Here is a 26,272-nt window from a genome sequence, read left to right as displayed (position 1 = left end):
GTTGAATTCTGTCAGCCGACAATAGGGAGCGGCGGCGGGAGCGACAAGGGGCAAATTGTTCCTTTTCAATGAAATTCGGGAGTTTGACATGGGCCTGACCAATCTGATGCGGACCAATGACGCGGTGGTTCTGGGCCTTGCCGAGAGCCTGCTGAAGGACGCCGGCATTCACTTTTTCGTGGCCGACCGGTCGATGAGCGTCATGGAAGGCTCGCTCGGCCTCCTGCCGCGCCGTTTGATGGTGGAAGAGGATCAACTGGCCGAAGCCCGCGCGATCCTGACCGAGGCGGGGCTTGGCAAGGAGCTGAAGCCTGAATGAGCACGGCGCCGGAAAAGACGATCGATGCCTTCCATCGCGGCCGCTTTCACCTCGTCCAGCCGAAGGGCCGGGGCCACCGGGCCGGCATGGACGCCATGCTTCTGGCCGCGATGGTGGAAGGCGACGGCCGACTGAGGGTCGCCGACCTCGGCGCCGGCGCGGGCGCTGCCGGCCTTGCCGTTGCCGCGCGCCTGCCGCAAGCCGAAGTGCGCCTCTACGAGATTTCCGCCGAAATGGCGGATTTCGCCCGGCAGACGCTGGCCCTTGCGGAAAATGCCGCGTTCTCCGGTCGCGTGTTCGTGCATGAAGCCGATGTGACGCTGAGAGGCGCGGCCCGCAACGCCGCCGGCCTCACCGATGACGCGTTCGACCATGTGATCATGAACCCGCCCTTCAACTGGACGGCCGACCGCCGCACGCCCGATGCGCTGAAGGGCGTCGCCCACGCCATGACGGACGGGCTTTTCGAGGACTGGATCCGCACTGCCGGCGCTATTTTGAAACCCGGCGGCGTGCTCTCGCTGATTGCAAGACCGCAGTCGATCGCCGAGATCATCGCGGCATGCGGCAAGCGCTTCGGCGGGATCGAGATCACGCCGGTTCATGCGCGGAAGGACGAGGAAGCGTTCCGCATTCTCGTCTCCGCCGTCAAGGGATCGCGCGCCAGGCTTTGCCTGCGCCCTGCCCTCGTCATGCACGCAAGCGACAGCCACGCCTTCCTGCCGCTCGTCGATGACCTCAACAACGGCCGCGCATCCTATCCGCGCAACAGCGTGACGCGGCGCGCGAATCTTTGAGCCGCGCCCTTGTCTTTGCCGTGGCTGCGCATACATGCGTTGAAACGATTTTTGCGAGGCGAGGACAGGATGAAGAAGCTGGTTTCCGGGTTGATCCCCAAGCGGTTCCGCAAGGACAAGACGATCATTCCGGTGGTGCGGCTTTCGGGCGCGATCATGGCCGGCGGCTCCCCCGGACGGCGCAGTCTCAACCTCGCCTCCGTCTCTGCCGCGCTCGACAAGGCGTTTTCGTTGAAGGCAAGCCCCTGCGTTGCCATCTCGCTCAATTCGCCCGGCGGCTCTCCCGTGCAGTCGCGCCTGATCTTCAGCCGCATCCGCGCGCTAGCGGAGGAGAAGAACAAGAAGGTGCTGATCTTCGTCGAAGATGTCGCAGCTTCCGGCGGCTACATGATCGCGCTGGCCGGCGACGAGATCTTTGTCGACCCGACCTCGATCGTCGGCTCCATCGGCGTCGTCTCCGGCGGCTTCGGCTTTACCGGCCTGATCGAGAAGATCGGCGTGGAGCGACGCGTCTACACCGCCGGCGAGAACAAGGTGATGCTCGACCCCTTCCAGCCGGAGAAGGAAAAAGACATCGCCTTCCTCAAGGACCTGCAAGGCGAAATCCACCAGGTCTTCATCCAGATGGTGAAGGAACGGCGCGGAGACAAACTCGCCGACGACCCGGACCTCTTTTCCGGCCTGTTCTGGAGCGGCATCAGGGGCGTGGAGCTCGGCCTCGTCGACGGCATCGGCGAGATGCGCGCGACGCTGAAGGCGCGTTACGGCGACAAGGCGGAGATGAAGCTCGTCTCGACGCCGACCAACCTTCTCGGCCGCGCCAAGCCGGGAGTCGCCGGCCTCGGCCTTTCCGCTGCCGAAATCGGCGCGAGCCTTGCTTCGGGGCTTGCCGAAACGGCGGAAGAACGCGCATTATGGGCGCGCTACGGTTTGTGAGGAGAGCGATATGGGACGGCTTATGGTTCTCGCCGCGATTGCGGGCGGCGGATATATGCTCTACCGCAAGTTCATCAACGACGCGGAAGCCGTGACCGCGCGCGGCGAACAGAAGCGCGCCGAGCAGAAGAACGGCGCCACCGGGACGCTGGTGAAGGACCCGGCGACCGGCGAATATCATGTGAAGAAGACCGACACGCCCTGAAGCGGGCGCTTTCAGTCCGCAACGCCTAGCGGGCATCGGAAGGCCGGAGCCGCCCTCCGCCGCATAATTGACATTTTTCAACCGACTTGCCGCCACTTTCATCAAAGTGTTACACTTTGCTCGTGAACGGCAAAATCCAATCGCCGACAAGCTGCGAACCGTTCACGCGGAGTTGCGCGATGCGCCGATTCTGCCGGGCTCGTGCCTCCTTGCCATTTCCCTGGCTTGCGGGCTTTCCGGACAGGCAACTCCCCGGAAAACGGAAGGCGCGGCGGCATGGGGCTCCCGCGATTCCCCTCGAGGAACCGGACCGGTTCAGACCTTCAGCAAGGGAACCTGCCATGAGCTTCGGCGTCACAGTCAGCCTGACACTCTATTTCGTCCTGATGATTGCCATCGGCATTTATGCCTGGCGCAAGTCCACATCCAACTCCGAGGAATACATGCTCGGCGGACGACAGCTTTCGCCGGCTGTCGCCGCGCTTTCGGCCGGTGCATCCGACATGAGCGGCTGGCTGCTGATGGGCCTTCCCGGCGCGCTCTTCGTGTCCGGCCTGACGCAGAGCTGGATCGGCGTCGGCCTTGTCATCGGCGCCTTCTTCAACTGGATCATCGTCGCGCCGCGCCTGCGTGAACAAACGGAGCGCTACGACAACAGCCTGACCATTCCGGAATTCCTGTCGAAACGCTTTCCGAGCAAGGCGATGGCGCTTCGAAGCGTGTCGGCGATCGTCATCGTCGTTTTCTTCGCGGTCTATACCGGTTCGGGCCTTGTCGCCGGCGGCAAGCTTTTCGACACCGCCTTTCCCGACCTCATCCACATCGGCAGTCTCAGCGCCTACCAGACCGGCATCATCCTGACGATGGGCATCGTTCTGGTCTACACGCTGATCGGCGGTTTTCTCGCCGTCAGCCTGACCGATTTCGTCCAAGGCTGCATCATGATGCTGGCGCTCGTCATCATGCCGCTCGTCGTCGTCTACAAGGCCGGCGGCATCGGCGTATCGGAGGCGCGGATGCTGAGCGTCGATCCGAACTTCCTGTCGATGTTCCACGGACTGACGGTTGTCGGCTTCCTTTCGGCGGTCGCATGGGGGCTCGGCTATTTCGGCCAGCCGCACATCATCGTCCGATTCATGGCCGTGCGTTCGGTGGAAGACGTGCCGAAGGCGCGCAATATCGGCATGGCCTGGATGATCATCTCGCTTGCCGGCGCCGTCGGGCTCGGCATTTTCGGCCGCTCCTATGTGGTCGGCAACAATATCGACATCGCCGACCCGGAGACCATCTTCATCGTCCTGGCCAACCAGCTTTTCGTTCCGCTGGTGACCGGCTTCCTGCTGGCGGCCCTTCTGGCGGCGATCATGAGCACGATCTCGAGCCAGCTTCTGGTGGCCTCGTCCTCGCTGACGGAGGATTTCTATCGCCTGTTCCTGCGCCGCCATGCAAGCGAGCGGGAAATGGTCAATATCGGCCGCTTCTTCGTGCTGGTCGTTGCCATCGTCGCAGCCGTCATCGGCTGGGATCCGGATTCGAAGGTTCTCGGCCTCGTCTCCAATGCCTGGGCCGGCTTCGGCGCGGCCTTCGGCCCTCTGATCATCCTGTCACTGACATGGCGCGGCATGTCGGGCGCAGGCGCGGTTGCCGGCCTTATCGCCGGCGCGCTGACCGTCATCATCTGGATTTCGCTCGGCTGGGGCTCGAGCTTCCTCGGCGGTCCCGGCGTCTACGAGATCATTCCGGGCTTCATCGTCGCCTTCATCGCCATCTGGGTGGTGAGCCTGATGACGCCGACCAAGGACGAGTTCCGCCCGCTTTCGCCAGTTGCGGAATAACGGCTGTTGATCAAGAAGCCGGGCCCGGCGGGCCCGGCCGCCCGACCTGCCGCCACTTGACCCTTCGCCGCTTTAGTGGCACTTCACCGGTCATTCTTCCAGAGAGACCGAATGCCATGTCCGAGATGCCCGAAATAAAGCCGCATATGCACCCGAAGCGTTCCTTCCAGGGCCTGATCCTGACGCTGCAGGCCTATTGGGCCGACAAGGGCTGCGCCATTCTCCAGCCCTATGACATGGAAGTCGGCGCCGGTACGCTGCATCCCTCGACGACGCTCAGGGCGCTCGGACCGAAGCGCTGGAACGTGGCTTATGTGCAGCCCTCGCGCCGGCCCGCCGACGGTCGCTACGGCGAAAACCCCAACCGTCTGCAGCATTATTACCAGTATCAGGTGCTTCTGAAGCCCTCGCCGCCGGACCTGCAGGAGCTCTATCTCGGCTCGCTGAAGGCGATCGGGCTTGATCCGCTGCTGCACGATATCCGCTTCGTCGAGGACGACTGGGAAAACCCGACGACGGGCTCCTGGGGCCTTGGCTGGGAATGCTGGTGCGACGGCATGGAGGTCTCGCAGTTCACGTATTTCCAGCAGGTCTGCGGCATCGAATGCGCGCCGGTTGCCGGCGAACTGACCTATGGGCTGGAGCGGCTTGCCATGTATGTGCAGGGCGTCGACAATGTCTACGACCTCAACTTCAACGGCCGCGAGGGCGACGAGAAGGTCACCTATGGCGATGTCTTCCTGCAGACCGAGCAGGAATATTCGCGCCACAATTTCGAATACGCCAATACCGAGATGCTGCACCGGCATTTTCTCGATGCCGAGGCCGAATGCCGGGCGCTGCTCGCAGCCGGCGCCCCCGGCGAAGCGGCAAGCCTGCACAAATGCGTCTTCCCGGCCTATGACCAGTGCATCAAGGCCTCGCATCTCTTCAATCTTCTCGATGCGCGCGGCGTGATCTCGGTCACCGAGCGCCAGAGCTATATCCTGAGGGTTCGCACTCTGGCCAAAGCCTGCGGAGAAGCCTATCTTCTGACGGAAGCGGGCGGGTTCCAGCCGGAAGCGGCCTGATCTGATCGAGGGGTGTTCTTGACCGCGCCCCGTCGCTGAGCTTGGGAGGCGCGCATGCTGACAACCCTTATCATCCTGATCGTGATCATCGGCGCGATCGCGGGCTTCGTGATTTCGCTCTACAACGCGCTGGTGCGCGCGCGCCAGACGGCCGAAGAGGCCTGGTCCGGCATCGACGTGCAGCTCAAACGCCGCGCCGATCTCATCCCGAACCTGGTCGAGACCGTCAAGGGCTATGCGAGCCACGAGCGCGGCACGCTGGAAGAGGTTGTCGAAAAGCGCAACAAGGCGCAGTCGGTCGCCGCCAATGATGTTACCGGCCGCGCCCAGGCCGAGGGCGAGCTGACGCAGGCGCTCGGCCGTCTCTTCGCGCTTTCGGAAGCCTATCCGGATCTGAAGGCCAACCAGAACTTCGCCGATCTGCAGGCCTCGCTCGAAAAGACCGAAAGCGAGATCCAGATGGCGCGGCGGTATTACAACGGCGCGGCCCGCGAGCTGAACGTCAAGGTCGAGAGCTTCCCGAGCAACATCATTGCCGGACAGTTCGGCTTTGAGAAGCGCGACTATTTCGAGATCGAAGAACCCGCCGACCGGGCGGTTCCCAACGTCTCGTTCTGATTTTTTTCGCGCGTCCGGACGGAAAACCGGCATCCACTTTTCCTGGACGCGCTCTGGTTTGTTTTACGCGCGTCCGGACGGAAAACCGGCATCCACTTTTCCTGGACGCGCTCTGTATGAAAGTCTTACGCATGAACAAGGACAGGCTCACCGTCATTCCGCCCGGCCATGCCCTTTCCGGCAAGGTCAGTCCGCCCGGCTCCAAGTCGATCACCAACCGCGCGCTGCTGCTCGCAGGCCTTGCCCGCGGCACCAGCCGGCTGACGGGCGCGCTGAAGAGCGATGACACGCGCTACATGGCCAATGCGCTGCGCGCCATGGGCGTTTCCGTGGACGAGCCCGACGAGACGAGCTTCGTCGTGACCGGAACGGGACGGCTGGAAGCGCCGTCCGGCCCGCTCTTCCTCGGCAATGCGGGCACGGCGACGCGGTTTCTGACGGCAGCCGCCGCCTGCGTTGAGGGCACGGTGATCGTCGATGGCGACGAGCATATGCGCAAGCGCCCGATCGGACCTCTGGTCATTGCCCTGCAAAGCCTCGGCATCAAGGCGGAGGCGCCGACCGGCTGCCCGCCGGTGACGGTTTCAGGCGAGGGCCATTTCGGAACGGGTCGGGTCGAAATCGACGCCGGACTGTCCAGCCAGTATGTCTCCGCACTTCTGATGGCGGCCCCGCTTGCGCCGCAGGGCACGAGCGAGCCGGTGACGATCGCGCTGACCGGAAAGGAAATCGGCGCGCGCGGCTATATCGGCCTCACGCTCGATGCCATGGCCGCCTTCGGCGCCAAGGTCGAACAGGTGGACGAGGCGACGTGGACGGTTCTGCCGACCGGCTACCGCGCGGCCGATTTCCACATCGAGCCGGATGCTTCTGCCGCCACCTATCTCTGGGCGGCGGAAAAGCTCACCGGCGGCGCCATCGACATTGGTACGCCGGCTGAAAAATTCACCCAGCCCGATGCCAAGGCCTATGGCGTGATCGCGTCCTTCCCGCATATGCCGGCGGAGATCGACGGCAGCCAGATGCAGGACGCCGTGCCGACGCTCGCGGTGCTCGCCGCCTTCAACGAGACCCCGGTGCGCTTTACCGGCATCGAGAATCTGCGCGTCAAGGAGTGCGACCGCACCCGGGCGCTGTCGCTCGGTCTCAACGCAATCCGCGAGGGACTGGCGGAGGAAGATGGCGATGACCTCATCGTCCATGCCGACCCCGCCCTTGCCGGGCAGCATCTGCCCGCAGAGATCGACACCTTCGCCGATCATCGCATCGCCATGTGCTTTGCGCTTGCGGGCCTGAAGATTTCCGGCATCACCATTCTCGATCCCCTTTGCGTCGGCAAGACCTATCCGGGATACTGGGACGCGCTTGCTTCGCTTGGCGTCGAATACGAAGACTGAGGAGAAGCACCATGGCGACAGCAAAGCCGACGATGTCAGATTTGCGGACGCTTGCCATGCGGTGGGTCTTGCGGGTCCGGTCAGCCCTTGCAGCGGCACTCCCTTCAATCTCCCCCCTTGAGGGGGAGATGCCCCGACAGGGGCAGAGAGGGGCGCAGCGAAAGCCGCGCACTCTGAGTCCGATTGAGAGGGTTCACCCCCCTCTATCGCTTTCGCGACATCTCCCCCTCAAGGGGGGAGATCGGCGCGCGCGCGGCATCGCCGTGCTTCTCGCAACGCTCCTTCTTGCCGTAACCCCCGTTCACGCGGCCGAGGTCATCAACAGCTTCACGTCCGACGTCACCGTCGAGAAATCCGGCCTCTACGACGTCACCGAGACCATTGCCGTCCATGCCGAGGGCGACCAGATCAGGCGTGGGATCTTTCGCGACTTTCCGTTGCGGTTCAGGACGGATGATGGCCGCACGGGCGATGTGACCTTTGACCTTAAGTCCGTCACCCTCGACGGCAAGCCGGTGGGCCATCATACCGAAAGCATCACCAACGGCATCCGCATCTATATAGGCTCCGCCGATACGGTGCTGCCGCCCGGCAATCACACCTATCGGCTCACCTACGAGACCGACCGTCAGGTCCGTTACTTTGACGACCACGACGAAATCTACTGGAACGCCACCGGCAATTTCTGGGCCTTTCCGATCGAGAAGGCGAGGGCCGTTATCACGCTGCCCGACGGCGTGACGCCGACGGACGCGTCGTTCTACACCGGCGCTTACGGCTCTCGCGACAAGAACGCCACTGTCTCGACCGATGGCAATGTCGTGACTTTCGAGACCACGCAGGCGCTCGGACCGAAGGAAGGTCTCTCCGTCGTCGTCGCCGTGCCCAAGGGGGCCATCGATGCCCCCTCGGGCGCTGAAAGCGCGACCTGGTTTTTCAGCGACTACCGCAATTACTTCATCGGCTTCGGCGGTCTGCTGCTGGTCTTCCTCTATTACCTCCTGTCGTGGCGCAAGGTTGGCCGCGATCCGCCGGCCGGCATCGTGGTGCCACGCTGGGACCCGCCGGAGGGCCTTTCACCGGCGCTCGTCTCTTATGTCGAGAACCAGGGCTTCGGCTCCAGCCGGTTTGACGCGATTGCGGCAACGGCGATCGACCTCGCGGTCAAGGGCTTCCTGATCATCGACGAGCCGAAAAAGGGCATGACGCTGAAGCGCACGGACAAGCCTTTCGATACCGCACTGCCGCCCGGCCAGAAGGCGCTTTTGAAAGCGGTGGACGACGCCGGCGGCGTCTTCATCGTCGACAAGGCCCACGGCAAATCGGTCGCCTCCATGGCAAGCGCCTTCACCTCCGCCATTACGCGGGAGCACAGGGGCGAGTATTTTGTCCGCAATATCGGCTATTCGGTCGGCGGGGTCGCGCTTTCGCTGCTCGCGGGCCTTGCGTTGCTGGTATTCGGCTTTATCTCGAACGCCGTCATCCCTGTTCTGTTCTTCTCGGTCTTCATTTCCGTGTTCATCGCCCTGTTTGCCTCGATGCTCGGCAAGGCGTTCCGTCGGCGCGGGCGCTCGATGTCTTCCGCAATCGGAACACTGGTTGCCGCCGCGTTCATGGGGTTCTTCCTGCTGCAGGCCGTCGGCGGCATGGCGGTCACGCTGCTCAGCGATCATATCGACGCGGCCGATTGGGCTGTGATCGTTGCCTTTGGCGGGATCGTGCTCATCAACCTCGTCTTCTTCTTCATCATGAGCGCGCCCACCACCTCAGGCCGCAGAAAGATGGACGAGATCGCGGGGCTCAAGCAATATCTGACCCTTGCCGAGGCGGGCCGCATGAACCTTGCGGGCGCGCCGGAAATGTCGCCGCAGCACTTCGAGACGCTGCTGCCCTATGCCGTGGCGCTCGGCGTTGAAAAACCGTGGTCGAAGACCTTCGACACATGGCTGACGGCGGCAATCGCGGCGGGCACGGCAAGCTATTATTCGCCCTACTGGTATTATGGCGATTTCCGCCATCAGAACCTGTCCGACCAGATCGGCAGTTTCTCCTCCTCGATGGCCTCCACCATGTCGTCCTCCATGCCGACACAGAACACTTCGTCCTCCGGATTTTCCGGCGGCGGCGGGTTTTCCGGCGGCGGCGGCGGCGGCGGTGGCGGGGGCGGCTGGTAGGCCGCTCAGTCGCTCACGCGGACAAAGTCTATCGAAGACGATGTCTCCGGAAAGCCGCCATCGGCTTCATTCTGCCAGCTGAGCGGGAGATGGCCGAAGGAAATCCGGTCGCCCTTGATCCAGAGCCGGTCCTTCAGCCTGGAGCCGACCTCCGGAAAGGTGTAGGGCGCACAGGTTTTCCCGGAGACATCGCGCGGCACGCCGGTTTCCCAGCCGTCCAGCGCGCAGCCGGCGGAATCCACATTGGCGTTGTAGTAGGTCGTCACTTCGGGCAATAGCAGCGTATAGACAAAGGGACCGGTTCGCTGGACGAAGTCGATATGATTCTCCTGCCGGCGCGCCTCCTCGATCGCCCCGCGATAGTCGACCTCTACGGTCGGGACATCGCAGTCGTCATGCGCATAGGACTGCGCGGTGGCGGAGAGGACCGACCCTTCGATAACAACCTCGGCGATGAAGCCGTGGCGGTCATTCTTGCCGATCGGCAGGCAGGCGGTTTTGTAGCGACCTTGCGGCAGCGAGGTCTGCGCCGCAACAGGGAGAGCCGGGACAGCGGTGAGCGTCAGAAGGGCAAGCGCTGACAATGGAAAGGCGATATTCTTGTTCATGCCGCACCATGGGGTCCGAATTCCGGCAATTGCGTGGCGCGAAGAGGCTTCCGGGTCCTCATCGCCTCCAAAAACTCTATTCCCGGATGACTTTTGCCGCCGGGCTTGCTAACACGCCGTCACCGACATTCAGACCACGATAGAAGCTGTCCCATGCCCGACCTTTTGCTTGAACTCCGTTCCGAGGAAATCCCCGCCCGCATGCAGCGCCAGGCGGCAAGCGAACTGAAAAAGCGCGTCACCGATGCGCTGGTGGATGCGGGTCTGACCTATGAGGGCGCACGCGAATATTTCACCCCGCGGCGGCTCGCGCTCGACATTCACGGGCTGACTGCGCGTTCGGCCGATGTGCGCGAGGAGCGCAAGGGACCGCGCGTCGGCGCGCCGGAAAAGGCGGTCGCGGGCTTTCTGCGCGGCGCGGGCCTTGACGATATCTCTGAGGCGAAGATCCAGACGGACCCGAAGAAGGGCGATTTTTATGTCGCCGTTATCGAAAAGCCCGGCCGCGATGCCGAAGAGATCATCCGCGACGTGATGCCCGGCATCATCCGCAACTTCCCATGGCCAAAGTCGATGCGCTGGGGCGCCGCGTCATCCGAGCCGGGCGCACTGCGCTGGGTTCGGCCGCTGCAGTCGATCGTCTGCACATTCGGCACGGAAATCGAGGAAACCAAGATCATCGATTTCGAGATCGACGGCATTGTCGCCTCGAATGTCACCTATGGTCACCGTTTCCACGCGCCCGAACCCTTCGAGGTCAGGCGATTCGCCGATTATGCGGCGGGCCTGGAAAAGGCCTGCGTCATTCTCGACGCCGACCGGCGCAAGGACATCATCCGCGATGACGCCGCCAATCTGGCATTCGCCAACGGGCTCGACGTGGTCGAGGACGAGGGGCTGCTGGACGAGGTCGCCGGGCTTGTCGAATATCCGCAGGTTCTGCTCGGCGAATTCGAGGAAGCCTTCCTCGAAATTCCCGACGAGATCATCCGGCTGACGATCAAAACCAACCAGAAATGCTTCGTCGTCCGCAAGCATGGCGAGGAAAGCCTCACCAACAAATTCATCCTGATCGCCAATATCGCGGCAAGCGACGGCGGCAAGGAAATCTGCTACGGCAACGGCAAGGTCGTGCGCGCGCGCCTCTCCGATGCCCTGCATTTCTGGCACATGGACCAGCGCGATCTGCCGGACCTTGCGACGCTTAAGAAATCGGCGGCGCAGTTCGGCCTCGACCTGAAGAAGCCGCTCGACCAGCGCATGGCCAAGCTCGATGCGCTGAACGTGACCTTCCATGCCAAGCTCGGCAGCCAGGGCGCCCGCGTCGACCGCATCCGCAAACTGGCAGGAGATCTGGCCCCGATCGTTGGCGCCGATGCGGCCGATGTCGACCGCGCCGTTATTCTGGCAAAGGCGGATCTTCGCACCGAGGCCGTCGGCGAATTCCCCGAGCTTCAGGGCGCCATGGGCCGCAAATATGCGCTTCTGCAGGGCGAGAGCGAAGACGTGGCGGCGGCGATCAAGGAGCACTACAAGCCGCTAGGCCCCTCCGACGTCGTGCCGCGCAACAAGGTCTCGCTGACGGTGGCGCTTGCCGACAAGCTCGACACGCTGACGGGCTTCTGGTCGATCGACGAAAAGCCGACCGGCTCGGGCGACCCCTATGCGCTGCGCCGCGCCGCCCTTGGCGTGATCCGCATCATACTGGAGCGCGGCGTGCGCCTGCCGCTGCTGTCGGTCTTCGATGATCGCGACCTGCTCTCCTTCTTCCACGACCGCTTCAAGGTCTATCTGCGCGACATGGGCGCGCGCCACGATCTGATCGACGCGGTGCTGTCGGCGGATTCGGATGATCTGGAAGTCGTTGCCCGCCGGGTGGAGGCGCTGACGAAGTTCCTCGATTCCGAGGACGGCAAGAACCTTCTTTCGGGCGAAAAGCGCGCCGGACAGCTGCTGGCGGCGGAAGAGAAGAAGAAGACGCGGGTTGCCGAAAAGGTCGATCCGGCGCTGTTTGAGACCGATGCCGAAAAGGCGCTCCACGACGCCATCCTTGCTGCCGCGAAGAAGGCGCGGGAAGCCTCGAAGCGGGAAGACTACTTCGCCGCCATGGAGGCGCTTTCGGCGCTGCGCGCGCCGGTCGACGCCTTCTTCGAGGATGTGCTGGTCAATGCCGAGGACGAGGCCGTGCGCGCAAACCGCTTGGCGTTGCTGGCGATGATCCGTGAAGCGACCGGGGCTGTCGCCGATTTCTCGAAGATTGCCGGCTAGAGCGCCGTGCGTCCTTTCGGACGCACAAAGGACGCTCTAACCTATTGAATCTGCGCATCGTGCTTTCCGAAAACCGATTCCAATTTTCGGGCCGATGCGCTGAGGGCCGCCGCCCTCTTCCGGCGCCGCTCAATCATGGCTGATCACATGCCGGACAAAACGCAGCACCAGATGCAGCGCCAGAAGCAGGGCGCCGACCAGGAGGACGAGATGGGCGAGCGGGGTCAGGAGGCTGCCCTCGATATCGCCAGCGACATCGCCATAGTGATAAAGGCCGAAACGGAAGGTCAGGGTGGCAAGGCCGATCACCACCAGCACCAGGCCGGCTAGTTTCATGTTCCGATCTCCCTGAGGCTGAAAAGCGCATGTTCGAGATCGGTCTTCCTCGGGACGGCGCGCCGCCGTCCGTCTTTCAACTTAAAAAAAGACCGAAACGCGAAAGACGGCCAGCGGCCGCCTTCCGGTATTTCGGTCCTTCTAACCCGGTTTTGTGGCGATTTGAGGCCGGAAAGGCCTATCCCCCGTAAAGCGAAACCGAGATGTCCGAAACCTCGGGCGCCTCCTCGATCAGTCCGTTTTCCGCCATGAATGCGCCGAACCGCTGGTAGCGGCCGGCATCGAACGCGGCCGGGCTCTTGGCAAAGCGTGCGATGGTGTCGGCAAAGGCCGTGCGGTTCAGTTCGTCGTCGAGATCGGGATAGGCCTCGGCGAACAGGGCCCAGGCCTCTTCCGGGTGGTTGGTGATGAAGATCGTTGCCCGCTCCACCGCATCGAGAAAACGCGGCAGCCGGTCATCGTCAATGAGTTCGCTGCGGGTCACATAGATCAGTTCGTCATAGACCGGAACGCCGTTTTCCTCCGGGAAGAAGGCCTTGCCCTCCTCGCCCTCGATCGCCATCTGGGTCAATTCGAAATTGCGGAACGCGCCGATTGTGGCATCGACCTGGCCCGACAGCAACGACTGGGTGAGGGCGAAATTGACATTCACCAGCGTGATGTCGTCCCGCGTGAGGCCGGCGCTCGCAAGCATGGCGGAGACGACCGCCTCCTCGATGCCGGCGACCGAAAAGCCGATCTTGCGGCCCTTGAGATCGCCAAGTGACTGCACCGGTCCGTTTGCCATCACCGTCAGCGTGTTGAGCGGTGTGGAGACCAGCGTGCCGAAGCGTTTGATGTCAATGCCGGCGGCATGGTCGAGATAGAGGTTCGGCTGGTAGTGAACGCCGATATCGGCCCGACCGGAAGCGACCATGCGCGGCACCATGGACGGATCGGCCGGCGGCACGAGGTCCACGTCGAGCCCCTCGTCGGCGAAATAGCCGTTCGCCTCGGCAATCACCATCGGCGCATGATCCGGGTTCACATACCATTCGAGGATGACGCTAAGCTTGTCATTGGCGGCGGCAAGGCCGGGCAGAAGCGTCAGAGCGGCGATAAGGGTAAGTTTCTTGAGCATTCATTCCTCCGTGAAAAACAGGTTGGCCGCTCATTGATGCGGCGACCAGCGGGTGAAAAAGGGCGCGGCGAGATCCACCGCCTTGCGAAACAGGACGGCCTCCAGCGCCAGAATGAACATGGCGGCAAACACCGTATCGGCCTGCATGCGGGCATTGGCCTGCACCATGACGAAGCCGAGACCGCCGGCAGCGCCCACCCATTCGCCGACGACGGCGCCAAGAGGGGCAAGCGGTGCGGCGATGCGCAGGCCCGAAAACAGTTGCGGCATGGCAAGCGGCAGCCGGATGAGAACGAGAAGCTGCCAGTGTCCGGCGCCATCGAGATGCGCGGCCTTGACGATGGCGCTGTCGGTGCGCGACAGCCCGTCGGCGAAATTGGAGGCGACCGGAAAGAAGACGATGATCATCGTCATCACCACCTTGGACGTGATGCCGAAGCCGAACCAGAGCACCAGCATGGGCGCGATGACGAAGACCGGGAACGACTGCAGCACGACGAGCGCCGGCCAGACGAGACGCCCGAAGCGCGGAAATCCGGCAAGCAGGAAGGCGGCGCCGGCGCCAAAAGCCGCGCCGGCGGCAAAGCCGGCGATGATCTCGCGCAGCGTGATGAGGGCGTTCGAGAGGAGGTAGGCATGGCCGGTCCACAGCCTTGCGGCGACGGCAGAGGGCGCGGGCAGGATATAGCGGGGGAGCGCAAACAGCGTGACGACCGCCTGCCAGAGCAGGAGGAGCGCAGCAATCACCATCAGGGATTTCAAAACGGCGAAAAGGCTTTGTCTCAAGTCCCCTCTCCCGGGCGCGGCCGGGCAGCGGACGTAACAAAACAGGCTGATTTTATGGGCGTATCGCTCAACACCAAACTCCGTTCCTACGCCGGCATGACCCGGATCAGGTTCAAGGGTTCGGCTTCAAGCCATCTCAGCATCTTCGCAAAGAAGATCGCACCCCTCGGATGGGCTTATCTATGCCTGCGCAGGACGGTCCGGTCAAGGGGCGCTGACGCAGCTTCCGGCCGCGGAAAGGGAATAGAGTTGACAAGCAGGGTGGTTTTCATCTTCAAGTTGTCATGAAGGCATGGCTACAGACGGAATTTTCAGCTAGCGTTCACAAAAAAAGGCTAAGGGTCAGGGACAGAAAGACACTGACCGGCGTACCGGCACCCCGGCTGCGCCCGAAATGCGGAGGAAACCCAATGCTTATCGCCATCGTCATCGTGGCGGCGCTTTTCGGCATGCTCTTCGGCTTTGACCAGGGCGTGATCTCCGGCGCGTTGCCGTTCATCAAACAGGACTTCACGATCACGCCCTTCATGGAAGGCGTGATCACCTCGGCCGTGCCGCTCGGCGCGGTGGCGGGCACATTGCTTGCCATGATCACCACCGACCGCTACGGCCGAAAGCCGATGCTGATCCTCGGCGCCGTGATCTTCCTCGTCGGCTCGCTGATTTCCGCCTTCGCCTTCAACCAGTATGTGCTGACGCTCGCCCGCCTTCTGATCGGCGTCGGCATCGGCGCATCGGCCATGACCGCCCCTATGTTCCTGGCGGAAGTGGCGCCGGCACGCATTCGGGGCACCATCGTCTCGGCCTTCCAGCTGATGATTACGATCGGCATCATGATTTCCTACATGTCGGACGCGGCCTTCGGCGGCACCGGCGACTGGCGCTGGATGATCGGCGTTGGCGTGTTCCCGTCGATCATCGCCCTTGTCGGTATCCTTCTGTCGCCGGAAACGCCGCGTTGGCTGACGCTGAATTCGAACGCCGACAAGGCGCGCGACATCATCGCCAAGCTGCAGCCGGAGTGTTCCGACGCCGAAATCGATGAAATCATCGCCGAGATCAAGGAAAGCGCAAAGGACGAGGAGGCCGCCCCCGCCTGGAGCACCTTCCTGAAAAAGGGCATCCTGCCGGTCACGAGCTTTGCCATGATCGTGTTCGTGCTGCAGCAGCTCTCCGGCATCAACGCGATCATCTATTACGCGCCGGAAATCTTCAAGAGCGCCGGCTTCTCCGGCACCATGACCCAGCTTCTGGCCACCGTCGGCATCGGCGTCGTCAATGTGGCGCTGACGATCGTCGCCATGTATCTGGTTGAATCCATCGGCCGGCGCAAGCTGCTGATCCTGGGTTTCATCGGCACCGCCGCCTCGATGGCGCTGGTAACCGTCGCGACCATGATGGATGTCGCCGCGACCCCCTATCTGGCCATGATCGGCATCTTTGCCTTCATCGCCTTTTTCGCCGTCAGCCTCGGTCCGTTGCCCTGGCTCTACATGGCGGAACTCTTCCCGCTTCGGCTGCGACCGCGCGGGATGGCTCTGGCATCGATCGCCAACTGGTTCTTCAACTTCGTCGTCGCCCTGCTCTTTCCCGAGCTTCTGGCAGGGATCGGCATCGTCGGCACCTTCGGGATCTTCACCGGCTTCTGCGTGATCGGCATTTTCTACGCCATCGCGGTGGCGCCGGAAACCAAGGGCATCACGCTCGAGGAGATCGAGCAGCGCACCGTTGCGGCGGACTGATCCATCCGCACTCCCTGACATTCGACGGCCCGCCATGCGCGGGCCGTTTTGCGTGCAGCCGCCAAATTGCCTAAGACTAATGGCTGCATTGTCGCCGATGGACAATCGGCGCCAAACAGAGGAAAACGGCGTTGGCATTGAAGCGGGAGGAGACGTCATGCTCGATCACAAGGTGCGCACCCACAAATCATCGGAAAATCTCAAACGCGAAGACCAGCTTGCCTGGAAGATCGCCTCGGTCGCGACGGACCCCGTGGCGCTCGACGATGACGTGGTGGAGATGATCGGCAACCGGATCATCGACAATGCCGCCGTGGCCGCCGCCTCCATTGCCCGCAGGCCAGCCGTGAGCGCCCGCGCGCAGGCAACCGCCCATCCGTTTACCCCCGGCGCGACGATCTTCGGCCTGGCTGCCGACAAGCGCTTTTCGCCGGAATGGGCTGCCTGGGCCAATGGCGTCGCCGTGCGCGAGCTTGACTATCACGACACCTTCCTTGCGGCCGACTATTCCCATCCCGGCGACAATATTCCGCCGATCCTGGCCGTCGCCCAGCATTGCGGGCTTTCCGGCGAGGCCCTGGCGAGAGGCATTGCCACCGGCTATGAAATCCAGGTCGATCTCGTCCGCGGCATCTGCCTGCACGAGCACAAGATCGACCATATCGCCCATCTCGGCCCGTCGGCGGCTGCCGGCATCGGCACAGCGCTCGGGCTCGATACCGAGACCGTCTACCAGGCCGTGCAGCAGGCGCTGCATGTCACGACCACGACGCGCCAGTCGCGCAAGGGCGAGATCTCGAGCTGGAAGGCCTATGCACCCGCCTTTGCCGGCAAGATGGCGGTCGAGGCCGTCGACCGAGTGATGCGCGGCGAAGGCGCGCCCTCGCCTGCCTGGGAGGGCGAGGACGGCTTCATCGCCTATCTTCTCTCCGGCCCCGCCGCCGAATATACCGTGCCGCTGCCGGAAAAGGGCGAAGCAAAACGCGCCATCATGGACACCTATACCAAGGAACATTCGGCCGAATACCAGAGCCAGGCGCTGATCGACCTTGCCCGCCGCATGGGCCCCGCAATCGGCGATCTGTCAAAGGTCAAGTCGATCCTGATCGAAACCAGCCACCACACCCACTATGTGATCGGCACCGGCGCCAACGACCCGCAGAAGATGGATCCGAACGCCAGCCGCGAGACGCTTGACCACTCGATCATGTACATCTTCGCCGTGGCGCTTGAGGACGGCGGCTGGCACCACGAGCGCTCCTATGCGCCGGAACGGGCCAAACGCCCGGAAACCGTAGCGCTGTGGCACAAGATCACCACGGCCGAGAACCCGGAATGGACGCGACGATATCACAGCCATGACCCTGCGGAGAAAGCCTTCGGCGGCCATGTGATCGTCACCATGGAAGACGGACGGATCATCGAGGACCAGTTGGCCATTGCCGATGCCAACCCGCTCGGAAGCCGGCCCTTCTCGCGGCCGGACTATGTGAAGAAATTCCGCATGCTGGCCCATAGCGTGGTGTCGGCCGGCGAACAGGACCGTTTCCTCGCCACCGTCGAGCGACTGACCTCGCTTGCACCGGAGGAGCTTTCCGGGCTGAATTTCGTCGTCTCGCCCGACAAGCTCGGCGCGCCGGCAAGGACGGGCATTTTCGACTGGAAATGAGAACAGAGCCGCAGCGCCGGCCTTTGAGGAGGGCCGACGCCGCGCGGCGCATGATCGGGAGGAGAGATCATGACTGAAGTAAGGAAACCGAAGAAATCCGTGGCCCTTTCCGGCGTCGTCGCCGGCAATACGGCGCTTTGTTCCGTCGGCCAGAGCGGCAACGACCTGCACTACCGCGGCTATGACATTCTCGATATCGCCGACACCTGCGAGTTCGAGGAGATCGCCTATCTTCTGATCTATGGCGCACTGCCGAGCGCCGCCACGCTTGCCGCCTACAAGGCGAAGCTCTCCGCCCTTCGCGGCCTGCCGTCCGCCGTGCGCGGCGCTCTGGAGCTTTTGCCGGCGGCCACCCACCCGATGGACGTGATGCGCACCGGCGCTTCCGTGCTCGGCTGCGTGCTGCCGGAGGCTGCGGACCACAACAAGGCGGGGGCGCGCGACATCGCCGACCGGCTGATGGCCTCGCTCGGCTCGATGCTCATCTACTGGTATCACTTCTCCCATAATGGCCGGCGGATCGATGTTGAGACCGATGACGCCTCGATCGGCGGGCACTTTCTGCATCTCCTCCACGGCAAGGCGCCGAGCGAAAGCCATGTGCGAGCGATGCACACCTCGCTCATTCTCTATGCCGAGCACGAGTTCAACGCCTCGACCTTCACCGCCCGCTCGATCACCGGCACCGGCACGGACTTCTACTCCGCCGTCTGCGGCGCGATCGGGGCCTTGCGCGGGCCGAAGCATGGCGGCGCAAACGAATTCGCCTTCGAGATCCAGAAGCGTTACGACACGCCGGAGGAGGCCGATGCCGATATCCGCGAACGCGTGGCGCAGAAACAGGTGATCATCGGTTTCGGGCACCCGGTTTATACGGTCTCCGATCCGCGCAACAAGGTGATCAAGGAAGTCGCCCGCAGCCTCTCCGAGGAAGCCGGTTCGATGAAGATGTTCGACATTGCCGAACGGATCGAGACGACCATGGCGGATGCGCGCGGCATGTTCCCCAATCTCGACTGGTTCTCTGCCGTTTCCTACCACATGATGGGCGTGCCGACGGCGATGTTCACGCCGCTCTTCGTGATTGCCCGCATGGCCGGCTGGGCGGCCCACACTATCGAGCAGCGCGAGGACGGCAAGATCATCCGCCCCGCCGCCAATTACACCGGCCCGGACAACCGGCCATTCGTGCCGATGTCCGAGCGAACCTGACAGGATTACAGCCATGCCCTATCTGATTTCCGCCGATCTTCCGCAAGAGCCCGCAGGCCTGCGCCTCCGCCGCCAGGTGGAAGCGGGCGGCATCGTCACCATGCCCGGCGTGCACAACGGCATGGCAGCGCTTCAGGCGAGGAAGGCCGGCTTTGACGCGCTCTATCTCTCAGGCGCGGCGATGACGGCCTCGATGGGTATTCCCGATCTCGGGATGATCACGGTCGACGAGGTTGCCTTCTTCATCCGCCAGATCACCCGCGCCAGCGGGTTGCCGCTGCTTGTCGACGGCGACACCGGCTATGGGGAGGCGCTGAACGTCATGCACATGGTTCGCACCTTCGAGGATGCGGGGGCGGCGGGCGTCCATATCGAGGACCAGTTGCTGCCGAAAAAATGCGGGCATCTGAACGACAAGAAGCTTGCCGACCCGCACGACATGGCCGCCAAGATCGCCGCCGCCGCGAAAGCCCGCCGCAATCTCTACATCGTCGCCCGCACGGATGCGGCGGCGAGCGAGGGGATCGACGGCGCGGTGGCGCGGGCGAAACTGTTCATGGAAGCCGGCGCCGACGCGATCTTCCCCGAGGCGCTGACCACTGTCGACATGTTCCGCGAATTTGCAGCCCGCATGGAAGGCGTGCCGCTTCTCGCCAACATGACCGAGTTCGGCCGCACGCCCTATTTGACGGCCTCCGAATTCGAGGCGATGGGCTACCGTATGGTGATCTTCCCGGTTTCCTCGCTGCGGGTCGCCAACAAGGCGCAGGAGCGGTTGTTTTCGACCCTGAAGGAAACCGGTTCGACCAAGGGGATGCTGGACGACATGCAGACCCGCGCCGAGCTCTACGAGACGATCGATCTTGCCGCGTATGAAAAGCTCGACGCCTCGATCGTGGCGACGGTGCTGCCGACGATGGACAAGGAATAGGGCGAAGGCGCTGTGTTGGGCACAGCCTTGCGCCCGGTCCCCGTCAGCCCGGCCTTGCCGATGGCGCGAACTGGGCGACAAGCGTGTGCATGTCGCCGGGATAGGTCAGATCGACCTGCGTGATCGAGCCCGAGGCGTTCCAGGTGCGCCTTTCGATGACGAGGCAGGGCGCGCCCTCGGCAAGGTCGAGGATATCGGCCGCATCACGGTCCGCGCCGGTGGCGCGAATGCGATGTTCGGCGGCGCTCCACGGCACCTGTTCCAGGAGCCAGGCGCCCGGCGGGTTACGCGCGAAATCCGTCTCCCGCGCCTGCGGCACCTCTTCAAGGCTGACCAGCCGGTCTTCAAGGCAGAATGGTCGGCGGCCGGCGGTGTGCAGGCCCTTCAGGCTCAACACCCTGCCCGACCGAGCAAGGCGGAGCCGTTTCCGGTCGCCTTCATCCGCCATCCGTTCTTCGCGTTCGATCAGCCGAAAATCGTAAGCCAGCCCGAGCGCCCGCACCTCCCGCTCCAGCTGATGGATTTCGAGAACGGCGGAAAGCACTTCCGGCTGGCGCACATAGGAGCCGGACTTGCGGCGGCGCTCGATGAGGCCCTTCTTGACGAGTTCCGACAGCGCCTTGTTCACGGTCATGCGCGAACAGCCATATTCGGCGGTCAGCTCGTGCTCGAAGGGGATGCGCGTGCCCGGCGGCCATTCTCCCGACACGATCCGGTTTTCCACATCGCGCTGGATGCGGGCGTGAAGCGCCAAAGGCTTGGTCGGCTCCTTGCCAGGAGCGCGCGCGGGTGTCTCGTCAGGCATGGCGTCCTTCTTACCCCCGGCTGACGGCGGCAACCACCTCGGCGCGGATTTCCTCCGTCAGCTTCATGCGAAGCCGGGCGAATTCGGGATCGGCCTTCAGGTGATAGTCGCGCGGATGCGGGAAATCGACAGGCGTGATCGACGAGATGCGCCCAGGCCGCGCCGACATGGTGACGACGCGGGACGCCATGAACACGGATTCCTCGATATCGTGGGTGACGAAGATCACCGTCTTCTTCTCCCGCTCCCAGATACCGAGCAGCAATTCCTGCATCAGTCCGCGCGTCTGGTTGTCGAGCGCGCCGAAGGGCTCGTCGAGGAGCAGGATTTTCGGATCGTTGGCAAGGGCGCGGGCGATCGCCGTGCGCTGCTGCATGCCGCCGGAAAGCTGTTTGGGCCAGTGTTCGGCAAAGCCCGTCAGCCCGACGCGATCGAGGTAAAGATCGACGATCTCGCTGAGCTCCTTGTCGCGCACCCCCTTTTCGCGCAGGCCGAAGCCGACATTCTCACGGATGGTCAGCCAGGGGAAGAGGGTATAGGACTGGAACACCATGCCGCGATCGGCACCCGGTCCCTTGACCGCCTTGCCCTCGAGCAGAACCGCGCCGGTGGTCGGCCTGTCGAGCCCGGCGACGATGCGCAGAAGCGTGGACTTGCCGCAGCCGGACGGACCCAGAATGGTGACGAAGTCGTTCTTTTCCAGCGTCAGGTCGGTCGGCGCGAGCGCTTCGATGGGCGCGCCGCCCTTGCGGCCGGGAAAGACGCGCGAGACGCCCCTGATTTCAAGTTCCGGCGCGCTCACGCGAACCTCCAGGCGAACAGGACGCGATTGACCATCTTGAAGGCGAAGTCCGAGATCAGGCCGATCACGCCGATGACGATGATGCCGAAGATGATCTGGCCGGTCGCCATCAGCGCCTGCGAATTGATGATCATGTAGCCGATGCCGGACGATGCGCCGATCAGTTCGGCGACGATGACATAGGTCCAGGCCCAGCCGAGCACGAGACGCAGCGTCTCGGCGATATCAGGCGCGGAGGCCGGCAGCAGCACGCGCCGGACGATGCCGTGATGCGAGGCGCCGAGCGTATAGGCGGCCTCGACCAGATCACGCCTGGTATTGGCGACATAGACGGCGACCATGAGGATGATCTGGAATACCGCGCCGATGAAGATGACGAGCAGCTTCTGCATTTCGCCGATGCCGGCCCAGAGGATCAGGAGCGGCACGAAGGCGGAGGCCGGCAGATAGCGGGCGAAGGACACGAAAGGCTCCAGAAGCGCCTCGATGGGTTTGTACGCCCCCATCGCGATGCCGAGCGGCACGGCGATGACGGAGGCCAGTACGAAGCCGCCAACCACACGCCAGACTGTGATGCCGATATCACCGAGAAAGCCACGCTTCGAGAGCAGCCACCAGCCGTCCTTCATCATAGTGATCGGATCGGCCAGAAACGTCTTCGACACGAACCCGCCAAAAGTCGCAAACGACCAGCCAGCAAAAAAAATCACGAAGAACAGGATGCCAAGCGACAATCTGAGCTTCGGACTGATAGGCTCAAGCGGTTTCATCGGGTCTCCGTATTTGGATGGCGGCAGATTGCGAATTTTGTTGCTCTGAAAGGGCCTGTCCCGCAGTCCCCACAATCTCCCCTCTTGAGGGGGAGATTGATCGGGGGCTATGCGGCTTGCCTTATTCCTGGATAAACGACGGATCGGCGAGCGTCGAAAGGTCCGGAATCTCGCGGATAACGCCGGCATCGAGCAGCAACTGGGCCGCATCGGCGGAGAAGTCGTTGAACTCGCCGCCGAAGAAGGCAATGGCCGCATCGCGGTCTTGCCATTCGAGATACTGCGCGGAACCGGCGAACTGTTCTGCCGACTGGTTAACATCCGCGCCCATGATGCCATAGGCCTCTTCCGGGCTCTCGGCGATCATGTCGAGCGCCTCGTAATAAGACGTCGCAAGCGCCTTGGCGGCGTCCGGGTTTTCTTCCAGGAAGGCCGGGGTGCAGCCGAACGTGTCCATGACAGCCGGGTAGTCGAGCGTGGTGGCGATGATCTTGCCGGCGTCAGGCGCTTCGCGCACCGACGACAGGTAAGGCTCATAGGTCATCGCGGCATCGTTCTGGCCGGCGATGAAGGCCTGGGCGGCCGGGCCCGGCTCCAGATTGACGACCTTGACATCATCCATCGTCATGCCGTTTTCCTTGAGTATCCAGGCGAGGTAGAAATAGGGCGAGGTGCCCGGCGCGGAAGCCGCGACGGTCTTGCCCTTCAGGTCGGCGATCGTCCCGATATCGGAGCGCACGACCATGCCGTCAGCGCCGTGGGACTTGTCGAGCTGGAAGATCTGCGTGGTCGGCACGCCGGCAGCGGCCCAGACGATCCAGGTCTCGACCGTCGTTGCCGCGCACTGGATATCACCGGACGCCAGCGCCAGATGGCGGCTTGCCTGCGGGATCTTGACGAGATCGACATCAAGCCCGTTCTTTTCAAAGATGCCCGCTTCCTTGGCCAGCGTCAGCGGCGCGAAACCGGTCCAGCCGGAAAGGCCTACGGCGACCTTGGTTTCCTGCGCATATGCGGCAGTGGAAAGCGCCACGGCGGCCATGGCGGTTACTGCAAGCCATTTCATCTGATGATCCCCTTTTGTACGGGCGTCCTGGCCCTTGTTGCGAGGATGCCAGTGTAGACGGGATTTGATTTTGTTGTCTAGACATAACAGACACCGCAAACGTTGTTCTCCGCGTTGAAAGACCCTCATCCGGCCTTCGGCCACCTTCTCCCCGAGGGGAGAAGGGGACGCCGGCTAAGCGGTGCCTTGCGGCTTGCGCGGGCGATAGCTGCGCGCTCCCCCTCGCCCCGCAGGGGAGAGGGTGGCGCGGATGCGCCGGGTGAGGGGCGGAACCCCGGCGCTTGTTATTGTCCCTCAAACCAATACCAGTCAGTTCCGGAGAATACCCGGCAGACGCAGTCCGTTTTCCTTCGCGCATTCGATAGCGATGTCGTAGCCGGCATCGGCATGGCGCATGACGCCGGTGGCCGGGTCGTTCCAGAGCACGCGGCCGATGCGCCTTGCCGCATCATCGGAACCGTCACAGCAAATCACCATGCCGGCATGCTGGGAAAAGCCCATGCCGACGCCGCCGCCATGATGCAGCGACACCCATGTAGCGCCCGAGGCGGTGTTAAGCAGCGCGTTCAGCAGCGGCCAGTCGGAAACGGCATCCGAACCGTCCTGCATCGCTTCGGTCTCGCGGTTCGGCGAGGCGACAGAGCCGGAATCGAGATGATCGCGGCCGATAACGATCGGGGCCTTCAGCTCGCCATTCTTCACCATCTCGTTGAAGGCGAGGCCAAGCCTGTGACGGTCGCCGAGGCCGACCCAGCAGATGCGCGCCGGCAGGCCCTGGAAATGGATGCGTTCCTTCGCCATGTCGAGCCAGTTGTGCAGGTGGGTGTTGTCCGGCAGCAGTTCCTTGACCTTCTGGTCGGTCTTGTAGATGTCCTCCGGATCGCCGGAAAGGGCGGCCCAGCGGAACGGTCCAACGCCCTTGCAGAACAGCGGGCGAATATAGGCCGGCACGAAGCCCGGAAAATCGAAGGCGCGCTCGCAGCCTTCTTCCTTGGCCATCTGGCGGATATTGTTGCCGTAATCGACCGTCGGAATCCCTAAGTCCCAGAAGGCGAGCATGGCTTCCACGTGGGTGCGCATCGAGGCGCGCGCGGCCTTTTCGACAGCCTTGGGATCACGCTCCGCCTTGTCGCGCCATTCGCCGAGGCTCCAGCCGGCCGGCAGATAGCCATTGACCGGGTCGTGCGCCGAAGTCTGGTCGGTGACGATATCGGGAAGGACGCCGCACTTGACGAGTTCGGGAAGAACTTCCGCCGTATTGCCGAGCAGGCCGACGGATTTAGCCTCGCCCGCCTTGGTCCAGGCGTCGATCATGGCAAGCGCTTCGTCCAGCGTCTCGGCCTTTTCATCGACATAGCCGGTGCGGATGCGGAAATCGATGCGGGTCGGATCGCATTCGACGGCGAGGCAGGAGGCGCCGGCCATGACGGCGGCGAGCGGCTGCGCGCCGCCCATGCCGCCAAGCCCGCCGGTGAGTATCCACTTGCCCTTGAGGTCGCCGTTATAGTGCTGGCGGCCCGCCTCCACGAAGGTCTCGTAGGTGCCCTGCACGATGCCCTGCGCTCCGATATAGATCCACGAACCGGCCGTCATCTGGCCGTACATCATCAGGCCCTTCTTATCGAGTTCGTGGAAATGGTCCCAGTTGGCCCAGTGCGGCACGAGGTTGGAATTGGCGATCAGCACACGCGGCGCATCCGCGTGGGTGCGGAACACACCGACCGGCTTGCCCGACTGCACCAGCAACGTTTCGTCCTCTTCCAGCGTCTTCAACGTCTCGACGATCCGGTCGAAATCACCCCAGGTGCGCGCCGCCCGGCCGATGCCGCCATAGACCACCAGCTCATGCGGCTTTTCGGCGACATCCGGGTCGAGATTGTTCATCAGCATGCGGAGCGGCGCCTCCGTGAGCCAGCTCTTGGCGGTGAGCTCCGTGCCGGTCGGGGCGTGGATTTCGCGAGTATTGTGTCGCGGGTTGTCGGTCATTGTCGTTCCCTCTCTTACATGCGTGCGGAGAACGACAGGCGTTCGATCCGCTCGAGAATATCCTGCAAATGGCTTCGCAGCTTTTCGGCCTTCGCCTCGTCATAGGCAAAGGGCGGCGCTTCGGTTGTCAGGTGCGTTGATTGCGCCAGCTCCATCTGTATCGCGTGGACGCCGGTCGCAGGCTGGCCGTAGTGCCGTGTCGTCCAGCCCCCCTTGAAGCGGCCGTTGACGGCATGGTCGTATCCAGGCGCATGAGCGACCACACTTTGGGCCGCCGCCTCGAATTCGGGCGCGCAGGTGACGCCGAGATTGGTGCCGATGTTGAAATCCGGCAGCTTGCCCTCGAACAGGAAGGGAATGTGCGAGCGGATCGAGTGGCAGTCATAGAGAATGGCGATGCCGTGTTCCCGCCGCACCCGTTCGATCTCTGCCGCCAGCGCCGCGTGATAAGGGGCATGGAAAGCCTCGATCCGCTCCGCGATATCGGCCTCTGTCGGTTCTTCACCTTGCCTCCAGATCGGCTTGCCGTCGAAATCCGTCCTCGACACAAGGCCGGTGGTGTTCTGGCCGGGATAAAGGCTCGCCCCCGAGGGATCGCGGTTGGCATCGATGACATAGCGATGGAAGGTCGCCTTCACCGTGGTCGCATCGGCAAGCAAGCCGTCATAGAGCCGGTCGACATGCCAGTCGGTATCGGCGAGCAGACGGCCGTTGTCGTTCAGGCGCGCCTCGATTTCTGGCGGGACATGGGTCCCGGTGTGGGGAAAACCGAGAATGACGGGGGACGCGCCCTGTTTGACGATGACGGGGTCGGTCATGG

Annotated in this window: 24 protein-coding genes and 1 riboswitch; of the genes, 14 read left to right on the top strand and 10 right to left on the bottom strand. The window is 63.3% G+C overall.

Annotated features, from left to right (window positions below; all coding sequences use genetic code 11):
• Positions 1 to 94 precede the first annotated feature (94 nt).
• The 9 genes from JET14_RS01875 (at position 95) to JET14_RS01835 (ending at position 9,351) form a co-directional block, all read left to right on the top strand.
• Complete coding sequence (locus tag JET14_RS01875) at positions 95 to 319, top strand: DUF2007 domain-containing protein (RefSeq protein WP_187326781.1); 225 nt, start codon at positions 95 to 97, stop codon at positions 317 to 319.
• Positions 316 to 1,116 (top strand): tRNA1(Val) (adenine(37)-N6)-methyltransferase, encoded by an 801-nt coding sequence (locus JET14_RS01870; protein ID WP_200336553.1) that lies wholly within the window; start codon positions 316 to 318, stop codon positions 1,114 to 1,116. Before JET14_RS01875 ends, JET14_RS01870 begins: the two co-directional genes overlap by 4 nt.
• Before the next feature lie 69 nt (positions 1,117 to 1,185).
• Positions 1,186 to 2,052, top strand: coding sequence for a S49 family peptidase (locus JET14_RS01865; protein WP_200336552.1), 867 nt, complete (start codon positions 1,186 to 1,188; stop codon positions 2,050 to 2,052).
• A gap of 10 nt (positions 2,053 to 2,062) precedes the next feature.
• Positions 2,063 to 2,257 carry a hypothetical protein gene (locus JET14_RS01860; protein WP_200336551.1) on the top strand — a complete coding sequence of 65 codons (195 nt, stop codon included), beginning with the start codon at positions 2,063 to 2,065 and terminating at the stop codon, positions 2,255 to 2,257.
• Between the two features lie 341 nt (positions 2,258 to 2,598).
• Positions 2,599 to 4,092 (top strand): sodium/proline symporter PutP, encoded by a 1,494-nt coding sequence (gene putP, locus JET14_RS01855; RefSeq protein WP_200336550.1) that lies wholly within the window; start codon positions 2,599 to 2,601, stop codon positions 4,090 to 4,092.
• 125 nt (positions 4,093 to 4,217) lie between these two features.
• Complete coding sequence (locus JET14_RS01850) at positions 4,218 to 5,162, top strand: glycine--tRNA ligase subunit alpha (protein WP_200337956.1); 945 nt, start codon at positions 4,218 to 4,220, stop codon at positions 5,160 to 5,162.
• A 54-nt stretch (positions 5,163 to 5,216) separates the two neighbouring features.
• Complete coding sequence (locus JET14_RS01845; protein WP_200336549.1) at positions 5,217 to 5,780, top strand: LemA family protein; 564 nt, start codon at positions 5,217 to 5,219, stop codon at positions 5,778 to 5,780.
• Positions 5,781 to 5,911: 131 nt separating this feature from the next.
• Positions 5,912 to 7,177: a 3-phosphoshikimate 1-carboxyvinyltransferase gene (gene aroA / locus JET14_RS01840; protein ID WP_200336548.1), complete on the top strand. Its 1,266-nt coding sequence runs from the start codon at positions 5,912 to 5,914 to the stop codon at positions 7,175 to 7,177.
• A 263-nt stretch (positions 7,178 to 7,440) separates the two neighbouring features.
• Complete coding sequence (locus JET14_RS01835) at positions 7,441 to 9,351, top strand: DUF2207 domain-containing protein (RefSeq protein ID WP_246750464.1); 1,911 nt, start codon at positions 7,441 to 7,443, stop codon at positions 9,349 to 9,351.
• A gap of 5 nt (positions 9,352 to 9,356) precedes the next feature.
• Here JET14_RS01835 and JET14_RS01830 read toward each other — a convergent pair whose 3' ends face one another.
• On the bottom strand, positions 9,357 to 9,959 hold the full coding sequence (locus JET14_RS01830; RefSeq protein ID WP_200336546.1) for a hypothetical protein: 603 nt from the start codon (positions 9,957 to 9,959) through the stop codon (positions 9,357 to 9,359).
• Between the two features lie 153 nt (positions 9,960 to 10,112).
• On the opposite strand from JET14_RS01830, the gene glyS reads away from it, so the two are divergent.
• The gene (gene glyS / locus JET14_RS01825; RefSeq protein ID WP_200336545.1) at positions 10,113 to 12,227 is read left to right on the top strand and encodes a glycine--tRNA ligase subunit beta; all 2,115 of its coding nucleotides are present in this window, start codon (positions 10,113 to 10,115) and stop codon (positions 12,225 to 12,227) included.
• Positions 12,228 to 12,356: 129 nt separating this feature from the next.
• Here the strand turns inward: glyS and JET14_RS01820 are convergent, their stop codons facing one another.
• From JET14_RS01820 to JET14_RS01810, 3 genes are all read right to left on the bottom strand, one after another.
• Positions 12,357 to 12,563: a hypothetical protein gene (locus tag JET14_RS01820; RefSeq protein WP_200336544.1), complete on the bottom strand. Its 207-nt coding sequence runs from the start codon at positions 12,561 to 12,563 to the stop codon at positions 12,357 to 12,359.
• Positions 12,564 to 12,741: 178 nt separating this feature from the next.
• Entirely contained in the window at positions 12,742 to 13,683 is a 942-nt protein-coding gene (locus JET14_RS01815) for an ABC transporter substrate-binding protein (RefSeq protein ID WP_200336543.1), read from the bottom strand.
• A gap of 30 nt (positions 13,684 to 13,713) precedes the next feature.
• A complete protein-coding gene (locus tag JET14_RS01810; RefSeq protein WP_200337955.1) occupies positions 13,714 to 14,433 on the bottom strand; it encodes an ABC transporter permease in 720 nt (239 codons plus the stop codon).
• 102 nt (positions 14,434 to 14,535) lie between these two features.
• A riboswitch (TPP riboswitch) is annotated at positions 14,536 to 14,646 on the bottom strand.
• A gap of 233 nt (positions 14,647 to 14,879) precedes the next feature.
• On the opposite strand from JET14_RS01810, the gene JET14_RS01805 reads away from it, so the two are divergent.
• The 4 genes from JET14_RS01805 (at position 14,880) to prpB (ending at position 20,023) form a co-directional block, all read left to right on the top strand.
• A complete protein-coding gene (locus JET14_RS01805; RefSeq protein WP_200336542.1) occupies positions 14,880 to 16,211 on the top strand; it encodes a sugar porter family MFS transporter in 1,332 nt (443 codons plus the stop codon).
• Positions 16,212 to 16,368: 157 nt separating this feature from the next.
• Positions 16,369 to 17,880 (top strand): MmgE/PrpD family protein, encoded by a 1,512-nt coding sequence (locus tag JET14_RS01800; protein WP_200336541.1) that lies wholly within the window; start codon positions 16,369 to 16,371, stop codon positions 17,878 to 17,880.
• A 69-nt stretch (positions 17,881 to 17,949) separates the two neighbouring features.
• The gene (prpC, locus tag JET14_RS01795) at positions 17,950 to 19,092 is read left to right on the top strand and encodes a bifunctional 2-methylcitrate synthase/citrate synthase (RefSeq protein ID WP_200336540.1); all 1,143 of its coding nucleotides are present in this window, start codon (positions 17,950 to 17,952) and stop codon (positions 19,090 to 19,092) included.
• A 13-nt stretch (positions 19,093 to 19,105) separates the two neighbouring features.
• A complete protein-coding gene (gene prpB / locus JET14_RS01790) occupies positions 19,106 to 20,023 on the top strand; it encodes a methylisocitrate lyase (protein ID WP_200336539.1) in 918 nt (305 codons plus the stop codon).
• 43 nt (positions 20,024 to 20,066) lie between these two features.
• Here the strand turns inward: prpB and hutC are convergent, their stop codons facing one another.
• From hutC to hutG, 6 genes are all read right to left on the bottom strand, one after another.
• Positions 20,067 to 20,828, bottom strand: coding sequence for a histidine utilization repressor (gene hutC / locus JET14_RS01785; RefSeq protein WP_200336538.1), 762 nt, complete (start codon positions 20,826 to 20,828; stop codon positions 20,067 to 20,069).
• A 10-nt stretch (positions 20,829 to 20,838) separates the two neighbouring features.
• Positions 20,839 to 21,630, bottom strand: a complete 792-nt coding sequence (locus JET14_RS01780) for an ABC transporter ATP-binding protein (protein ID WP_024708853.1) — start codon at positions 21,628 to 21,630, stop codon at positions 20,839 to 20,841.
• Positions 21,627 to 22,400, bottom strand: coding sequence for an ABC transporter permease (locus JET14_RS01775; protein WP_200336537.1), 774 nt, complete (start codon positions 22,398 to 22,400; stop codon positions 21,627 to 21,629). Before JET14_RS01775 ends, JET14_RS01780 begins: the two co-directional genes overlap by 4 nt.
• A gap of 121 nt (positions 22,401 to 22,521) precedes the next feature.
• Entirely contained in the window at positions 22,522 to 23,466 is a 945-nt protein-coding gene (locus tag JET14_RS01770) for an ABC transporter substrate-binding protein (RefSeq protein WP_200336536.1), read from the bottom strand.
• 309 nt (positions 23,467 to 23,775) lie between these two features.
• Entirely contained in the window at positions 23,776 to 25,452 is a 1,677-nt protein-coding gene (gene hutU, locus JET14_RS01765; protein ID WP_200336535.1) for a urocanate hydratase, read from the bottom strand.
• A 14-nt stretch (positions 25,453 to 25,466) separates the two neighbouring features.
• Entirely contained in the window at positions 25,467 to 26,270 is an 804-nt protein-coding gene (gene hutG / locus JET14_RS01760; protein WP_200336534.1) for an N-formylglutamate deformylase, read from the bottom strand.
• Positions 26,271 to 26,272: the final 2 nt, after the last annotated feature.

Origin of the sequence: Martelella lutilitoris, assembly GCF_016598595.1 — a bacterium.
GTDB classification, from domain to species: domain Bacteria; phylum Pseudomonadota; class Alphaproteobacteria; order Rhizobiales; family Rhizobiaceae; genus Martelella; species Martelella lutilitoris_A.
The sequence above is the reverse complement of the archived record's forward strand: the minus strand, read 5'-3'. Positions and strand labels throughout refer to the sequence as shown.

What these genes read in the sequence shown, in the direction of transcription:
- JET14_RS01870 (WP_200336553.1), top strand. Translation starts at nt 316, where the DNA reads ATGAGCACGGCGCCGGAAAAGACGATCGATGCCTTCCATCGCGGCCGC.
- JET14_RS01865 (WP_200336552.1), top strand. Translation starts at nt 1,186, where the DNA reads ATGAAGAAGCTGGTTTCCGGGTTGATCCCCAAGCGGTTCCGCAAGGAC.
- JET14_RS01860 (WP_200336551.1), top strand. Translation starts at nt 2,063, where the DNA reads ATGGGACGGCTTATGGTTCTCGCCGCGATTGCGGGCGGCGGATATATG.
- putP (WP_200336550.1), top strand. Translation starts at nt 2,599, where the DNA reads ATGAGCTTCGGCGTCACAGTCAGCCTGACACTCTATTTCGTCCTGATG.
- JET14_RS01850 (WP_200337956.1), top strand. Translation starts at nt 4,218, where the DNA reads ATGCCCGAAATAAAGCCGCATATGCACCCGAAGCGTTCCTTCCAGGGC.
- JET14_RS01845 (WP_200336549.1), top strand. Translation starts at nt 5,217, where the DNA reads ATGCTGACAACCCTTATCATCCTGATCGTGATCATCGGCGCGATCGCG.
- aroA (WP_200336548.1), top strand. Translation starts at nt 5,912, where the DNA reads ATGAACAAGGACAGGCTCACCGTCATTCCGCCCGGCCATGCCCTTTCC.
- JET14_RS01830 (WP_200336546.1), bottom strand. Translation starts at nt 9,959, where the DNA reads ATGAACAAGAATATCGCCTTTCCATTGTCAGCGCTTGCCCTTCTGACG.
- glyS (WP_200336545.1), top strand. Translation starts at nt 10,113, where the DNA reads ATGCCCGACCTTTTGCTTGAACTCCGTTCCGAGGAAATCCCCGCCCGC.
- JET14_RS01820 (WP_200336544.1), bottom strand. Translation starts at nt 12,563, where the DNA reads ATGAAACTAGCCGGCCTGGTGCTGGTGGTGATCGGCCTTGCCACCCTG.
- JET14_RS01815 (WP_200336543.1), bottom strand. Translation starts at nt 13,683, where the DNA reads ATGCTCAAGAAACTTACCCTTATCGCCGCTCTGACGCTTCTGCCCGGC.
- JET14_RS01810 (WP_200337955.1), bottom strand. Translation starts at nt 14,433, where the DNA reads ATGGTGATTGCTGCGCTCCTCCTGCTCTGGCAGGCGGTCGTCACGCTG.
- JET14_RS01805 (WP_200336542.1), top strand. Translation starts at nt 14,880, where the DNA reads ATGCTTATCGCCATCGTCATCGTGGCGGCGCTTTTCGGCATGCTCTTC.
- JET14_RS01800 (WP_200336541.1), top strand. Translation starts at nt 16,369, where the DNA reads ATGCTCGATCACAAGGTGCGCACCCACAAATCATCGGAAAATCTCAAA.
- prpC (WP_200336540.1), top strand. Translation starts at nt 17,950, where the DNA reads ATGACTGAAGTAAGGAAACCGAAGAAATCCGTGGCCCTTTCCGGCGTC.
- prpB (WP_200336539.1), top strand. Translation starts at nt 19,106, where the DNA reads ATGCCCTATCTGATTTCCGCCGATCTTCCGCAAGAGCCCGCAGGCCTG.
- hutC (WP_200336538.1), bottom strand. Translation starts at nt 20,828, where the DNA reads ATGCCTGACGAGACACCCGCGCGCGCTCCTGGCAAGGAGCCGACCAAG.
- JET14_RS01775 (WP_200336537.1), bottom strand. Translation starts at nt 22,400, where the DNA reads ATGAAACCGCTTGAGCCTATCAGTCCGAAGCTCAGATTGTCGCTTGGC.
- JET14_RS01770 (WP_200336536.1), bottom strand. Translation starts at nt 23,466, where the DNA reads ATGAAATGGCTTGCAGTAACCGCCATGGCCGCCGTGGCGCTTTCCACT.
- hutU (WP_200336535.1), bottom strand. Translation starts at nt 25,452, where the DNA reads ATGACCGACAACCCGCGACACAATACTCGCGAAATCCACGCCCCGACC.
- hutG (WP_200336534.1), bottom strand. Translation starts at nt 26,270, where the DNA reads ATGACCGACCCCGTCATCGTCAAACAGGGCGCGTCCCCCGTCATTCTC.